Here is a 15,233-nt window from a genome sequence, read left to right on the forward strand (position 1 = left end):
AGCCATTATAAGCCTTGCCTAGTGTTAACTATTTCAGCCAGTTCCAGAATTTTGGAGCTTATAGAAATACCTGCCTGTTGTAACGAATCGAGATTGATCTGAAAACGCAGTTTGCCATGATCTTCAACCAGAGTGATCATTCCACCTACCCTTGAAAACCCATGAATATCGCTTACTGTCAGCACTGGGGTTTGTTTTAAGCGAGTAAGAATAGTCGCTAGCCGATGTCTTTCTGATTTGCTGATAAAAAGTATATGACAAGTAGTTAATACCTCTTCAGGAATAAGACCGTAATCGAATAAATCAATCGCGAGAGGTATACCCTGGATTGGCTTACCGATGATCATATTTTGCGTTACCTGGGGGAAAGGATTCTGGCCCAGAATGCAATACTGAAAAGAATCACTGGAAGCATTAAGCTTTGCTTCAGGCCAATTAGTAAACTTACCGAATTTATAGGAATATAGCACCTTGAGTGTTGCCTGATCCAGCTCACCTGCAGTGCTCGCATTTAAAGACAGTGAATAGCAAAGCAGCAAGATGCCTACCTGTGCCCAGGTAGGCATGAAGCCTAATAAGCCATCAAGTTGTTTTATAATCCTGATATTCATAAAGTCATGACTATCAATGCAAGATCAACTCTGCAGGCATGGCTTCTTCATTCCACCATTGTTTAGAACCACAAGATGGATTGAAGCTGAAACTGAACCTTAACTTTATCATTAAGCCATTATAATAATTCAACATCTTAGGTATTACCATCCATTGGATTTGTCAACCAACAAAAAGACTTTAATCTTAGAATGAGCTTGCGAACCTGAACAATCAAGAATTTACGTTGCCTCGATTGTTGGGTTTCGTACCTCAACCCAAATTAAAAAAAAACACTTTCACAATCTCTGAAGACCCCACTTCCAGGTTATTGAAATTATTCTTGGGTATCTTAAGTTTGTGTTAAAAAGCATCCTAGCACTTTCCCTGACAAAATAACGCGAACTCCATTAGTATTTAGGTAGACTTCGCTACAATGCTGTTGACTTAAACCCTCTCTTGCTGGAGGGTTAGGTGAGGAGGATAAAATCATGCATTGATAATCCCCTCATCCCAACCTTCTCCCTCTGCAGAAGGCGTTTATTCTTAAGTCAACAGCATTGAGACTCCGCTACCCCTGTTTATGCCTGTTTTTGCTGCGATATTTATCGCCTCATATTAAACCACCTAAATCCTGCAAGCATTATACATAATAATCCACAAAACTCCTTATTAAACAATGATATAATATCATTTTCCTGATTTCACTATCTCATTGTTTTAATGAAGCCCTCTAAAGTATCAAAATCCTCATCTCACGTAAGAAACCGTACCCGAACGGTAAAAATGACATCTACAGCACATGGATTGACAAGCCAGGCGGGACTGATTCCCGTCGTGAAATATTTAGACAGGATAGGTTTTGAAAAAACCGTAAAACAAAGCGTTCCACATCGGCGGGGTGAAAATGCAGACCATCACTTATCTGATGTGGTTCTATTGACGTTGGTTGGCATGATGGGGGGAGCAACATCAATGGCAAAGGTGACGACCGTATGGGCAGATAGCGTACTGCGCAAAGTAGCTGGCTGGATAAAGATTCCTGTTGAAACCACAATTTTACGGATCTTTAAAGAAGTAAGTGATAGGCAGATAAGCCAGTTTGAAACGCTCACGCATACTTTGCGTGGTCAACACTGGCGGCGATTGCTTCGTTCCGGAAAATCGAAAACTGGCATACAATCCGTCCAGTGGGTCGATGTCGATTCAACTGTGGACACCGTTTGTGGTCGACAAGAAGGAAGTGCCAAAGGCTTCAACCCCAAAAAGAAAGGTGCCCGTTCATACCATCCACAACTCGCTTTTCTAGCGGAAACAAAAGAAATTTTACAAGCCTGGTTCCGGACAGGCAATGCCTTTACAAGCAATGGTGTTGTAGAATTTACCAAACAGTTACTTGCACACTTGCCCAATCGGATGCGCATTATTTTTCGCGGTGACAGTGGTTATTTTGTCGGTGATTTGCTTGAATTTCTCGATACCAGAGGGCATGGGTATCTAATAAAGGTTAAACTTAAGAATTTGAACGCATTGCTGGCCAAACAGGCCTGGACAGCCATACAAGGCCGACCCGGTTGGGAGCAGAGCGAGTTTCAATATCGTTGTGGTGGCTGGTCTCGCTCTCGTCAGTTTGTCGCGGTCAGGATAAAGCAACCTAAACAAGTGACAGGACCTCAGTCCGAGCTTTGGGATACGGCAGAATATGACTATTTTTGTTATGTAACAACTGAACCTCTATCGCCTTGGCAAACACATAAGAAGTATGGTGAACGAGCGACGTGCGAAACATGGATTGAAGAAGCAAAATCACAAATGGGTTTAGGTAAAATCAGAACGAATCAATTTCTGGCTAATGCCGCATTATTTCATTGCGCCGTTCTTGCCTACAATACCGTGCGCTGGATGGCTCAATTGAGTGGCAACAAAACGTTGTGCCAATGGGAGCCGGATACACTTCGTACTTATCTGATTCGGGTGGCTGGAAAATTACTCACAGGCAATAATCAGCTGAGAGTCAGAACACCTGCAGATCCGCTCTATCCACAGGAATGGGATGATTGGGTTAAGGTGGGGTTACTCGCTTAACATTAACCGAAGTTAAGTCACTTTGATTAAAAGGTCATGGCACGTTGGCAGGGTGTTTATTGCCTTGGGCTCGGGGGATATCCATACGATACAAAAAATTTCCTCTATTTATGATTTAAATCTGGATATTTTGATCGGTTGGACAAAGAGGGCTGGCAAAGCGGCAGTAAAAACCTAATAACCACTTAGCTAGACAGGTTAATGAGAGTCAAAATATGGGCTTGCAGGATTTAGGAACCATTCTAATTTTCCAACAGCATGGCACAAATCCCTTATAAATATAATGGATAATAGCAATATTCATATTTCTTCATAATCATACTTGATTACCCACAACTCTTAGCTAGACTCCGTCATTCCAGCTACCATTTTAAAACGGGACAAAGCAATGTAGGCTGGGTTAGCTTATCTAGCGAAGCGCAGATAACGTAACCCAGCATTTTACGTATACGGGGCTTTTCTGGGTTACGTTTTTTTACTTCGTCAAAAAAATCTAACCCAGCCTACGGTGTCCCGTCTTAAGTGCGTAGCTGTCATTCCTGCATGCTTTTAGCAGGGATCTCGTAGGTTATGCATAGATTCCCGATAAAGCGTGTGCCCACGCTTGACTGGGTAGACTTATCAAGGTAGAACAGCCAGTTACCCAACTATCCCCTCACAGATCCAATGTCATTCACTTAAATACAAAAATAACAAAAAAAAATAAAGTGATTAAAACTCATAAGCTTAAGCAACACTTTCCTCAGTTACTTTTTGCCTTGACTATATCCATCTAATCTGCCAACATAAGCATGGATAATTTAATTTTTGCAGGCAGGCAACATAATGACAACAGCTATTACCCAACCCCTTACACTTTCTGCTCGTTATTTTTCTAAAAAAGAACTCGCCTACGTTCAGCAAACCGTTAACACGTTCCCCAACTTAAGCCTGACCGAACTTGCCGAAACGCTATGCGAACATTTGCACTGGGTCACGGCAAAAAAACGCAATAAAATTAATGCCTGCCTAAGCGCCTTAGCTAAGCTGGAAAAATTGGGCTATATCAGCTTACCGGTAAAACGCGTTCAAAAGAAACGCGAATCAAAACCGATCATCTGGACATCACAATCGGTTCCTGGTGTACCTATTGAATGTGAGCTCAGTTCCTTGGGGCCTATAGAATTAGAGGTTGTCACAGATAAGGCGGATGTCGCGCTTTGGAATGAGCTCGTTGATCGGCATCATTACCTGGGTTATCGTCATCCTATCGGTGCGGCCTTAAAATACTTTATCATCTCCAATACACCGACACGACAAATCCTGGGTTGCCTGCAGTTTTCAGCCTCTGTCTGGCACCTGGCTGACCGTGATCACTGGATTGGCTGGCAAACGAAAGATAGGGAGCAACGCTTAAACCTGATCATTAATAACACCCGTTTTTTGATTTTACCCTGGGTCAAAGTCAAAAATTTAGCCAGTCACGCCTTGTCTATCGTGACTCGTCAAATTGCAGATGATTGGGATAAAACGCACGCTTACCGTCCCGTCTTGATTGAAACCTTTGTGGACACCACGCAATACCACGGCACCTGTTATCTCGCTGCTAATTGGTCACATATCGGTGAAACCAGTGGCAAAGACTGGCAAAAAGCGACGGATAATAAAGAGGGCACCATTAAGAAGTTGTTTGTTTTTCCGCTTAATCCACACTTTAGAGCCGTATTGAAAAATGAACCTGTCAGCCAAAAAAAATCGATCATTGATGACGACTTTTTAAACTTATGGGGCAAGGTTGTCAATATCATCTCTGAGGTGGCTCTTGCCTACGATGCCACCTGGCAAAAACGCAAACGGGTGATAGACTCACCCCCTATGTCAACATACCTGTCGCCTGTAAAAATTAATATTAGGAGACAGAAATGGCCATATATAGCCAAGAATTTAAAGTACAATCTGTAGAAAAAGCATTATCCAAACGTGACGAACAAACGCTTCACGATATTGCCGATAATTTACATATTGGTTATTCAACACTTCAAAGATGGATCCGATTAGCCAAGGAAAATAAACTAGAAAATCCTGAAACAAATATGTCAACTGAAAAAAGCCCACAGAGCTGGACTAAAGCACAACGTCTTGAGGCTGTAATGGACTGTCACGGCCTGAACGATGAGCATCTTAGCTCTTACTGCCGAGAAAATGGAATTTACCCGCATCATGTTCAGGAATGGAAATCAGATTTTTTATCAGAACATCAAGCATCTAATTCTACCTCCAGGCAGGAACAAAAAAAACTCAAACAAGAAAATAAACGACTACAGAAAGAGCTCAATCGTAAGGACAGAGCTCTCTCTGAAACGGCGGCTTTACTGGTGTTATCAAAAAAGTGCCAAGCGATCTGGGGGGAAACGGAGGTCGATTAATCTCCTACCCAGATCGCAAACAATACTGTGCACTCGTTAATGAGGCGGTACAAAATGGAGCAAGACAACAGCTGGCTTGCGAGCTTGTTGGCATTACTGCCCGTACTTATCAACGATGGAATCAGGGTGAGAAATTATCAGAAGACCAAAGAATTTATAATGATACCCCTGCACACAACAAGCTATCAGAGGCCGTTACGCAAGAAATATTAAAGGTCATTAACCTGCCAGAATATAGCACGTTAACCCCTTATCAAATAGTACCTACTTTATTAGATTCAGGTCACTATATTGGTAAGCGCTCAACGAAGCACGTACTTGCCCTATTCAGGCGTATCTGATTTTTTAATATTCCAGGGCAACAAAGCCTCCACTTTATCAACCGTATCAGCATAAGGTAAAGCAGTGAGAACCTGCTTAAGATATGCATAAGGCTCCAGCCCATTTGCTTTAGCTGTTTCTATCAGGCTGTAATGTATTGCACTGGCACGAGCACCCGCAGGGGTATCAGAAAATAACCAGGCTTTGCGCCCTATCACAAACGGGCGAATCGCATTTTCTGCCAGGATGTTGCTAATATTGAGTTCACCATGGGTGCAATACACATTGAGTTTTTCCCACTGGTTACTCAGGTAAGTCATTGCCTTTCCTGTCAGGCTATCTTTAGGTACTTTATGCTGGTTTTCTTCCAGATAGGCTTTGAGCTGGTTCAATACAGGAATGCTCTTCTCCTGGCGCTGCTGATATTTTTCATCCACTGACAGGTCTTTAATTTCTCGCTCAATGACATACAGTTTATTGATCAGGCTCAGCGCTTTACCTGCTTTTGAGGGTTTGTTATTTTGTCCCTTTTTGCGTTTAGGCTGTGCATTCTGGGCATCTTTAAAATAACGACGCGCATGATCCCAGCACCCCAGCTGGGTGATGCTGTTTTTTTGGCACACGGCATTGTACCCCGCATAGCCATCGGTTTGCAGATAGCCACTAAAGCCGTCAAGCAGGCGCATGGGGACGTCTCCACTACGAGAGGGATCGTATTCAAACAGGATGCTTTTTTCACCCGGTGGCCCGCCAAGCGTCACCCACATATATTTATCTGAGGTCGCTGGCCGCCCCGGTTCTTTTAATACCTGAACCCGCGTTTCATCAGCGAGTATGACTGCCCCTGTGTGTTGATGCTCTCGCATCAGGTTAATCAGGGGCTGAAGTTGTTTAGCCAGTGCGATCATCCAGTTTGCTAATGTCGCTCTGGAGATGTCACCCCCATAACGAGACAAGATGCCTTCTTGCCGATATAAAGGTAAGCCGTCAGCATACTTGGCGATAATAACAAAGCACATTAAACTGATGCTTCCCATTGCTCTGGCAATAGGGTGTCTGGGCATTTGTGCGGCTTTAACCTGGCGTTGTTTTTCGCCTTCAATCTGTTTGATAAAGACCGCTTTTTCCTGCATGTATTCAAGAACACGTACTTTAGCAGGAATAATATCCAGCTCTTCTTTCACTTTAGTAAAGAAAGTATCAATAGCACCTTCTTTTTCTTCATCGGTTAAATAAATAAAAATTTGCTCGCGAGGTAACTTATCTGAGAAGGGTTTGCGTCCCGGCTTTTTCTTGGTGCCAGTAGAACTTGTTTGTTTTTCGTCCTCAGGTGCTTCATCAGCCTCCAGGTCTAGCTCCTCATCGCTATCCGCTTCATTCTCTGCTTCATCAAACAAAGAGGATTGATGAGATTGTTCACTGGATGATCCAAAGCGTTTTATTTTAGATAAGCGTAGTACCTCTTCCAGAATAAGGATGCGTTTTTTCTGTTCGGAAATCACCCCAGACTTAACTTCAATCACACGCGTCAGTTCATCAATAGCCTGTTTTTTTTCAAGCAAAAAAGCAACACTCTCCGACAGCAAAGAACCGGCTTTATCTTGTTGTTTTATATTTGAAATATCGGCTAAAATCATGGCTTTATTATAGCATTTATAGTGGCAATAATGAACACAAAAACAGCTAAAAAACAGACTCATATTGAAGTTTTTTATGACCTTTCATCGCGCTAATATCAAAGCCATCCAGCAGCCAGTTTAACGGCTGGCCTGTTAAGGTTAATGTCTCTTCCTCACCCTTAGGCCACTTAAATGTTTCTTCTACCAATGACTTGTAATAAAGGACAAAACCATTATCTTCCCAAAACAGGCATTTAATCTTATTCCGCCGTTTATTCGTAAAGGCATAGAGAGCCCCCTCAAAAGGATTATGCCCTAACTCACATTCAACAATCGCCGATAAGCCCCGATGTGACTTACGAAAATCAATGGGCTGCCGATACAGATACACTTCTGTCAAAGACAGAGAGGGACGCATAACAACCGTCATCGCAACAGCTCAAGCAGTGGTTGAATACACGGCATAGTATCCTGCGTAATACCTTCCAACCGAATACCATCATTAAATTGCAAAGATAATCCTGGGACTGGCGCAGATGAACGATCCCCGTCAACCCGAATACGTGTAAACCCTGTAGGGGAAGTAGTCGGCTTTACAGTCGATTTACGTTTCCAGTAGCCTAACTTTTGCGGACATAAATCATGCTGTCGACAATAAGCTACCTGTGATTGGCCTGATGCCTGCCAGTGCTCTATGTGAATAGGCCAGAAAGTCTTTGCCTGTATTTTTTCTAACGCTGCCATTTAAAATTCCCCGTGGTATTTAACAATGGGGATAGTTTGGCATTAATCTGAGTTGCCGTGAAGTACGCTGACTATTGAGCGCTTACAATCTAATTAATAAACTAAATGGAGTAGAGATTTAACTGATATGCTTTTTTCATTTAAATTAATATCATATTCCCTCTCGAATTTTTTACTCCCCCCTTTGATTAAGTTATCAACTGTTAGTGTTATTAAAATTCTTTTGGAATGTTTTTTTGAGCTGAATAATTAAAATATTATCTTAATAAATAAGGAGAATTAACCATGGTAACCAGGAAAAGTGCTACAAAAATGAAAAAAAAGGACTGGGGAAATTTTGCAAAGGCCTTGATTCTATTGAAAGCCGACATTCTTAACCCTGAAGACCCTGAAGATGAGCAAATCAGCGTGTATGATCTTTTTAATGCAATTCATATTGGTATTAGAAGAGTTAGAACGCCAGATAGATCTACAACAAATATGGGACATAACTCAGCAGGATTTTGCCCTTGGCATCGTGAGTTTTTATTGAGACTTGAAAAGGAAATGCAAAAAAAAGTGCCGTCGAGCTTTATTCCTTATTGGGACTGGACAGACCATCAAGGAATCGCAAAACTCTTTACAAAAAAAAGGTTGGGTGAAAGAAGTGGGCCCATTGTTAATGGTTATTTTGCATTTGATGCACCTGGTACGGGAGCCAATACTCTTAACCCATCTTCGTGACTTATACAGTCAATTCCCCATTATTTCAATGAGTTAAATTTTTCAATCGGTCTCAGTTGGCACTACAGATTTCATATCAACGGTCGTTTTAATTTTTCCTATCGGGTCGGGGTTAATATTCAAAGCAGTATAGATTTGTTTTTGTCTGGTTTCTGCTTTGCTTGTGGTTCGCAAGTGAATGATTGTATCGTTATCAGTGGGTAAGGTAATGGTCAAACGTTGCTGGGTCGACATAATGTTGCGAATGCTTTCCCAGCTTAGATGAATGCCCTGCAGTTTAAGCTGATAACGCAGTGTATGTACCAAGTGGTAAGCTAATAATGTAATGAATAGCTGTCCGGTAACCCGGTCTTCTTTTTGGTGGTAGACAGGGCGCAAACCCAGTTCGGTTTTCAGGCTTCTAAAGGTCGCTTCAATCTCTGTGAGCATGGTATAGGTCGTCCATAACTGTTCTTCCGACCAGTCAGGGATATTTGTTCTTAGGCAGTACACACCACAGTGTTGATCTTTCTGGTCACTTTCAGGTTTACGTTTCCATTCGATACTGGTGGCTTTGTTTTTTTTGTCATCCGCCATGACGTTGATGGTGTAGTCAGCAGCAACGCGGCTATGTTTTTCACGTAGCCGGCCGATACGTTCCAGTATTTTGTCGTATTTTTTAAGGGTGCCTTTTTTGCTCAGGCCCGTGTGCAGTTTTTCCAGGGCTTCTTCCAGACGAACATGAAAGCGGTTACGGATACCTTGTTCTTTTTTTGCCTTTTGTTCTGAGTGACAATAGAGTCGGGTTTCCCTGGTTTCTGGATCAACTTCACGATACACAACGACATTACTGTCCGGGGTATCCCTGACTGTTACCGGGCTTTCCTGGTCTCTTGGGTTTTTTACGTGCTGTTCTCGACTGACGACGAGATAATGATAATCTTGTTCGATTAACCAGGCAACATTGTCGGCACTGGCAATGCCGGCATCCATGATAACCACCGGCTTTATTTGATGAAAGGGATCCTTGTCTCGCAGTCCCTCAAGCATGAGCTTCAGAGTCGCGGGCTCACTGGCATTGCCGGGAAAAACCTGACTACTCAATGGGAAACCGTCACCATCCAAAATCAGCCCCAGGGTCACTAGTGGACAGTCTGTGCGTTTCTCTTTGGAGCGACCGAATTGCGCTTTCGGGTTTTGGGTACATTGGCCTTCAAAATAAGTATTGGTCAGATCGTACAATACAATCTTGCGGTTTAAATTGAATAAAGTCTGCTCGCGGTTAGCCAGAAATGATTCAAGAGTTGCCTGGTGTTTGAGTAACTTGTCACTGACCGTATATAATCGTGTCAGGCTTGTATTGCCGTAGTCATGATCCAGCAGCTCACCCAGCCCCGTTCGATTTTGCAACCAATCATGTGTTTTCAATTCACTGCCGGGTGAAACTATACGTCCGATGATACTGCCCAGTGCTGTCACCGTATCGATTTTATTAAAGCCCAGTGCTGTGAGTTTCTCATCTAGCTGCAATTGCTGTGCAGCATGCAGTGCCAAGGTTTCCACGCCTATACTGCGGGCATTAATGGCTTCGACATGGTTAATATCAACAGAATGATAATCCCGTTCTGAGCTTTGTGAGTCTAGTGGTTGTGACAGTTTTGCAGTCATCAGTGCGCTATAGCGTTGAGCCGTTGCTTCCAGCAGTTGATTTAAATCATCAGCTAAATGGAATAGCTCTTCCTGATGGGGTTCCGAACCTTGTTGTAATTGTTCAATTCTGGCCGTTAGCAGGGGCCAATACTTTTTCTCGATAGTAAAGTCCGCACCTATATTGAGCAATGTGCGTTGCTTGACTTGTTTCCCTATACGAAAAGACTCAACAATGCGGTAAGTGAAATAAGCGGAGCCGTCTTCCAGACTCTTTGTTTTGGTTCTTCGAATATACATGCCACTAGCATCAAGGAAAAACCAGGAAAAATCAATAGGCAGAGCAAACTAAAATGGCACTACAGGAGCCTCAAAAAAAACACCTTTGATTTTAAAGGAGCTTTTTTGATGAAAATTTTATGCGAACGATAAATCAATAACTTGGAAAGATAAAAGTGACGAAGATGGGTTAAAAGGCCTGACTGGTGGGTTGCATCATTAAAGGGATGGAGAATACCTAAACAATTACAGTATGGTAGAGGCCAAGGTTTAAGTAGATCAGCAGACTCAAGAGATCTAGCGACTCTAGACCATATTAATATTGTAAAAGATACCGATAACTATGAAGGCGGAGCTAGCATAGACTGGTTAGAGCCGGGGACCAACCGACAATATTTGCTAGACGGTGGGTTTCGGAAAAGGATCGAAGGTGGAGGGGGCGGAGGGGTTCCTCGAACGCATAATTTCGGGCATGGTTGGATTGGAGGGCAAATGGGACACCCATTTACATCCCCTCTAGATCCTATTTTTTTTATGCACCATTGTAATATTGATAGAATTTGGAGCGAATGGCAGGATGAAGGTCATTCGGGCACTGAATTTTATCCAGAAGCTGGGTTTGATATGGGGCATAACCTAAAAGATTCAATGTGGCCATGGGTTGGTGGTGCAAGAAATTATCAGAGTTTAACTAGGCCAGCTGGTATTCCATGGCCTGATTTTACATCAGAATCAGCAGTATCGCCTGAGTCTGTCATTGATATTGCATCTCTTGGTTATAAATATGCCTAAAGAATTGAAAAAATTTTAGACCTCTATAATTTGTTGAAAAAGAGATTTCTATTTTTTACTAAAGCTTAGATTTAAAGTTATTAAATTACTTTGTTGCTTCATGAGGTTTTTACGAGGTAGCCCTGAAGCCATCATATTACAACCTCGCCACTCAGGAGATTATAATGAAAACTAATGAATGGTACGCTTGGATAAATTTAATGCCTCCGAAGCCAGATGACTTTCATGTGGTTGGTGAAGTAGTTGTTGGAAATCCTGGTATCGAAGTACATTTATGCGCTAAAGAACCACAAGGTATCAACCCAAAAATTTTGCTTTTAAATATACATTTAGTTCAAAAACCAGGAGTATGGCCTGATGTTTTAACTAGCGTACAAGCAAGGTTTGATAAAATCCTAACCCCTACTAGTACAAGATACGATCAGGTTGAGGTATTTCTTGATAATGAATCTATCGCTCAGATTCCTGTAGAGCAGGTTCATTAATACTGAAAACCTTAATCATTGGGTATTAATAGCCCTAGTCAGTTCAAGTAAGTTCAAGTAAGTTCAAGGGGCAGTCAGTTTGAAAAAAATAAACCACCTAGCTAATAATCATGTTGGCTGACCTCTTGAAACCTTTAAAATAAATTCCTAAACTGTGATCTAGCTCATAGGTCATTCGCATTTGCCATGAGTAAATGAACTCAACGAAATTCAAGGGGTTCGTCAGCCTGAAAAACTAAAATTAAACCACCTAATTAAGGTCTTCAATAATCATATTGACTAACCCCATGAAAACCCTACTTGAGCGAAATGAAACTACTGATAGTGAGCCAGGTGGGCTTTTATCACTAGACTTACTGGATATAGCTTTAGTATGACCATCCTGAAAGTTGCTTGATCTTAATACTATAAGGTTCTAATACACTCCTTAGGCCGCACATTTAATATGTTAGAGTTTATAGCTCAAGCCTAAGAAAATTCTAATTCGCTGATTTTTTTGAATTATTCTAAAAGACCTGTCCGATAAGGAGATTTAATTTTAACAGTTTTTTAGTATATGTTCGGCCAACACATGTACTTTACAAATCAACATGTACAAACATTTAACATTTTCTCATATTGACAAAACCAATAACTTAGCGGTTTTTTATCAGCAATAATTGCTTGACAGTGCTTGTAACCTATTGTTTTTATAAGACCGGTTGGCCGAATATTTACGTTTTTTACTTGCTGATTTATTTCAGCATCAACCACCAAAAGAGGCGATCTAATGACAGACAATAGAAAACAACAAGCACGGCAAGTGCGTATTTCTGCTGCAGAACTTGCTTATAACCGTGAACATCCACGTCATATTACAAATGGCGATGAACAGAAGTTTCGCAATACCGATGGTTCTAAGCCATCTTATTTAGCGAGCTTTACCAAAGGGATGCCTCATAATGATGATACAGGGCTTGTATCCGATCCGAATGACTTTCAACAGTTTGTTCAAGGTATTGATAGCGGAGATCCGCGAGACTTTAACGATACGCGATTAGGGCGTGGTGAAGGATCGACAGATCACCCCCCAGGAACAATAGAAGAACCTGAATGGCGATCAACAAAGTCTGCAGGTGCTAAAGTCCGAGCCTGGGAAAGTCAGGGTGCGGGAAATACTTATGACCTGGAAGGACCTGATGCACATTCACTCACTATGCCACCGGCACCTGCAATCGGCAGTGATGAATTAATTGCTGAGATGGGTGAAGTCTATGCGCAAGCTTTATTAAGAGACGTGCCTTTTACAGAGATTGTAGATTGCTCAGGATCTGTTAATTGCAATACCTGTGATTCTGACCCATTAACAGTCAATGACATCGTGAGCGAGCTCAATAATTTAACTTGGTTCTCAGACAATTGTTGTTCATTAAGTGCGCATGAGGCGAGTCGTAAACGAGGAAAACAATCAGGTCAAACGGTATTCCGGGGTATCACACCCGGGGATGATATCGGTCCTTATATCTCGCAATTTCTACTAGTGGGTAACAGGGGCGTTAATCCTGATGATAAAATCAACCAATATAAAGATGGATTTATTTCTTATGGATCTATTCGAGCAGACCAACGCGTACGTTATGCAAAGCCTTGTGAAGATCATCTGACGCTGTGGAATGAGTGGCTGGATGTGCAGGAAGGGGCTGACCTTGGAGGAAAGGAGTCCTATGAATCTGGGCCTGAAGCCTATCGGTTTATTACCACTCCTAGAGATATGGCAACTTACGTGCACTATGATGCATTATATGAATCTTATCTCAATGCCTGTTTGATTCTCTTGGGTGAAAAGACTCCTCTAGACCCTGGAATCCCTTTCCAAAGGGGCGATCATCTCGATCATCAACAAGGTTTTGCTCATTTCGGTGGCCCGCATATTCTGTCATTAGTTACTGAAGTAGCCACTCGTGCGTTAAAGGCGGTGAGACATCAGAAATTTAATGTACATCGTAGACTGAGACCTGAGGCGCTGGCGGCAAGATTAAGCAAACATGCGGATTTGTGTGTTACTGAAATTGATACGATGGTGTGTCAATTACAGCCGATTCTGCGTTTAATTTCTGCTAGAAACCCGAAAGACAAGGCTTTAGGGAAATGCAACTACCTATTACCAATGGCATTTTGTGAGGGCTCGCCTATGCACCCTGCTTATGGTGCAGGCCATGCAACGGTAGCAGGCGCATGCGTGACAATTCTTAAGGCTTTTTTTGATCACAAGCACCCATTGACGATGGCGGGGGGTGATACCCAGGCTTTTGTACCGACAACGAATGGTATGAGTCTGAAATGTATCGATGTTGTTGGCGGTAAGTTAACGGTTGAAGGTGAGTTGAATAAACTCGCTTCGAATATTTCCACTGGACGTGACTGGGCAGGTGTGCATTATTTTACCGACTATATTGAGTCTTTACGCATGGGTGAACAGATCGCTATTGGCATTCTGGAAGAGCAGAAATTAACGTTTGCTGAAAACTTTTCGATGACTGTGCCATTGTTTGATGGTGGATCGATAAGAATATAAGATGACCTGATTACCCATAACCCTCAGCTATACTTCGTCATTCCTGCATGCTACCCAGTCAAGCGTGGGCACAAGCTTAAGCAGGAATCTAGCCGGATAAGCATAGATTCCCGATACAAGACTTCGGGAATGACTAGGTTTTTAACATACTGATGTTTCAAACCTTATTCTACTATGGATGAGAGTTGTACGTCATCAGGTCAGATTATGGGGTTAATAACACCTGAAATTTGATGTTCTCTTAGATAATCTAACTGTTGCCTGTATGAGGCTTGCTCGATACCGGATAATTCAATTCTCCGTATTCCGCAAGCTTCATACTGGCTTCAGCATACTTTTGTTACGCTACGAGCAGCCATTAGCTAATTTCAGAGCTCCTGATCTCGACATAAAGAAATCAAAAGCTTACCGTTTTCACAAGATAATTAGAGGATACTAAAGTGCGTAGGTTGGCGCTGAGTATACGAAGCCCAACATGATATTGCACAGTAATTGTTGGGCTTCGTATACTCAGCGCCAACCTACATATTAAGCATTAGCATCAAGTTATTATCCTAGAGTTCAGGTGGTCTGAATTTGGAAAAAATCAAGTCGCTAATTACAATTCACATAGAGCCAATTCACATAGAGCCAATTTTTCCATGGACCTAGTAAATACAAAAACAATACTCCCACTTGACCTCAATGCTGTTGACTTAAGCCCTCTCTTGCTGGAGGGTTGGGTGAGGAGGATAAAATCATGCATTGATAATCCCCTCATCCCAACCTTCTCCCTCTGGAGAAGGCGTTTATTCTTAAGTCAACAGTTGCCACTTGACCTCAGCTAAATAGACCTGACATATTGGTTAATAAAATGATCGGCTGAATCACCCGATGTTAAAAACTGTTCAAATAAGTTAAGCATTTCTGGTAGCGTAATGTAGGCTAACGCACCATAACCCTTATTTCTTAGAAAAACCTCATGTAAATAATTGATAAACTGGATACGTTGCTGAGCTAATTCGGGCAC

At 42.1% G+C, this 15,233-nt stretch carries 14 protein-coding genes; 8 read left to right on the forward strand and 6 right to left on the reverse strand.

Annotated elements, in window-relative coordinates; all coding sequences use genetic code 11:
• Positions 1 to 5 precede the first annotated feature (5 nt).
• Positions 6 to 611, reverse strand: a complete 606-nt coding sequence (locus ACQY3F_RS10415; protein WP_428354783.1) for a YfiR family protein — start codon at positions 609 to 611, stop codon at positions 6 to 8.
• A 703-nt stretch (positions 612 to 1,314) separates the two neighbouring features.
• On the opposite strand from ACQY3F_RS10415, the gene ACQY3F_RS10420 reads away from it, so the two are divergent.
• From ACQY3F_RS10420 to ACQY3F_RS10435, 4 genes are all read left to right on the forward strand, one after another.
• Positions 1,315 to 2,676 carry an IS1380 family transposase gene (locus tag ACQY3F_RS10420; protein WP_428352972.1) on the forward strand — a complete coding sequence of 454 codons (1,362 nt, stop codon included), beginning with the start codon at positions 1,315 to 1,317 and terminating at the stop codon, positions 2,674 to 2,676.
• Between the two features lie 825 nt (positions 2,677 to 3,501).
• Entirely contained in the window at positions 3,502 to 4,617 is a 1,116-nt protein-coding gene (locus ACQY3F_RS10425; RefSeq protein ID WP_428354785.1) for a Druantia anti-phage system protein DruA, read from the forward strand.
• Positions 4,578 to 5,081 (forward strand): transposase, encoded by a 504-nt coding sequence (locus tag ACQY3F_RS10430; RefSeq protein WP_428354722.1) that lies wholly within the window; start codon positions 4,578 to 4,580, stop codon positions 5,079 to 5,081. The genes ACQY3F_RS10425 and ACQY3F_RS10430 overlap by 40 nt, the downstream gene beginning before the upstream one ends.
• Positions 5,045 to 5,422: a hypothetical protein gene (locus ACQY3F_RS10435; RefSeq protein ID WP_428354786.1), complete on the forward strand. Its 378-nt coding sequence runs from the start codon at positions 5,045 to 5,047 to the stop codon at positions 5,420 to 5,422. The genes ACQY3F_RS10430 and ACQY3F_RS10435 overlap by 37 nt, the downstream gene beginning before the upstream one ends.
• On the opposite strand, the gene tnpC is transcribed toward ACQY3F_RS10435, so the two are convergent.
• From tnpC to tnpA, 3 genes are read right to left on the reverse strand one after another with little or no spacing between them, the layout of a single operon-like run.
• On the reverse strand, positions 5,405 to 7,039 hold the full coding sequence (gene tnpC / locus ACQY3F_RS10440) for an IS66 family transposase (protein WP_428354787.1): 1,635 nt from the start codon (positions 7,037 to 7,039) through the stop codon (positions 5,405 to 5,407). The genes ACQY3F_RS10435 and tnpC overlap by 18 nt on opposite strands.
• 46 nt (positions 7,040 to 7,085) lie before the next feature.
• A complete protein-coding gene (gene tnpB, locus ACQY3F_RS10445; protein WP_428353150.1) occupies positions 7,086 to 7,451 on the reverse strand; it encodes an IS66 family insertion sequence element accessory protein TnpB in 366 nt (121 codons plus the stop codon).
• Positions 7,448 to 7,765 (reverse strand): IS66 family insertion sequence element accessory protein TnpA, encoded by a 318-nt coding sequence (gene tnpA / locus ACQY3F_RS10450; protein ID WP_428352923.1) that lies wholly within the window; start codon positions 7,763 to 7,765, stop codon positions 7,448 to 7,450. The genes tnpB and tnpA overlap by 4 nt, the downstream gene beginning before the upstream one ends.
• A gap of 312 nt (positions 7,766 to 8,077) precedes the next feature.
• Between tnpA and ACQY3F_RS10455 the strand changes: the two genes are divergently transcribed.
• A complete protein-coding gene (locus ACQY3F_RS10455) occupies positions 8,078 to 8,488 on the forward strand; it encodes a tyrosinase family protein (protein ID WP_428354788.1) in 411 nt (136 codons plus the stop codon).
• Between the two features lie 42 nt (positions 8,489 to 8,530).
• Here ACQY3F_RS10455 and ACQY3F_RS10460 read toward each other — a convergent pair whose 3' ends face one another.
• Entirely contained in the window at positions 8,531 to 10,414 is a 1,884-nt protein-coding gene (locus tag ACQY3F_RS10460) for an IS1634 family transposase (RefSeq protein ID WP_428353388.1), read from the reverse strand.
• Between the two features lie 375 nt (positions 10,415 to 10,789).
• On the opposite strand from ACQY3F_RS10460, the gene ACQY3F_RS10465 reads away from it, so the two are divergent.
• The 3 genes from ACQY3F_RS10465 to ACQY3F_RS10475 all read left to right on the forward strand — a co-directional run bounded on the left by ACQY3F_RS10465 (position 10,790) and on the right by ACQY3F_RS10475 (position 14,224).
• Positions 10,790 to 11,185, forward strand: a complete 396-nt coding sequence (locus ACQY3F_RS10465) for a tyrosinase family protein (protein WP_428354789.1) — start codon at positions 10,790 to 10,792, stop codon at positions 11,183 to 11,185.
• Between the two features lie 164 nt (positions 11,186 to 11,349).
• Positions 11,350 to 11,670, forward strand: a complete 321-nt coding sequence (locus tag ACQY3F_RS10470; protein WP_428354790.1) for a hypothetical protein — start codon at positions 11,350 to 11,352, stop codon at positions 11,668 to 11,670.
• A gap of 769 nt (positions 11,671 to 12,439) precedes the next feature.
• Positions 12,440 to 14,224, forward strand: a complete 1,785-nt coding sequence (locus ACQY3F_RS10475) for a vanadium-dependent haloperoxidase (protein ID WP_428354791.1) — start codon at positions 12,440 to 12,442, stop codon at positions 14,222 to 14,224.
• 823 nt (positions 14,225 to 15,047) lie between these two features.
• Here the strand turns inward: ACQY3F_RS10475 and ACQY3F_RS10480 are convergent.
• Positions 15,048 to 15,233, reverse strand: a complete 186-nt coding sequence (locus tag ACQY3F_RS10480; RefSeq protein WP_428354792.1) for a hypothetical protein — start codon at positions 15,231 to 15,233, stop codon at positions 15,048 to 15,050.

The sequence above is a fragment of the Methyloprofundus sp. genome, assembly GCF_965251085.1.
GTDB lineage: Bacteria > Pseudomonadota > Gammaproteobacteria > Methylococcales > Methylomonadaceae > Methyloprofundus.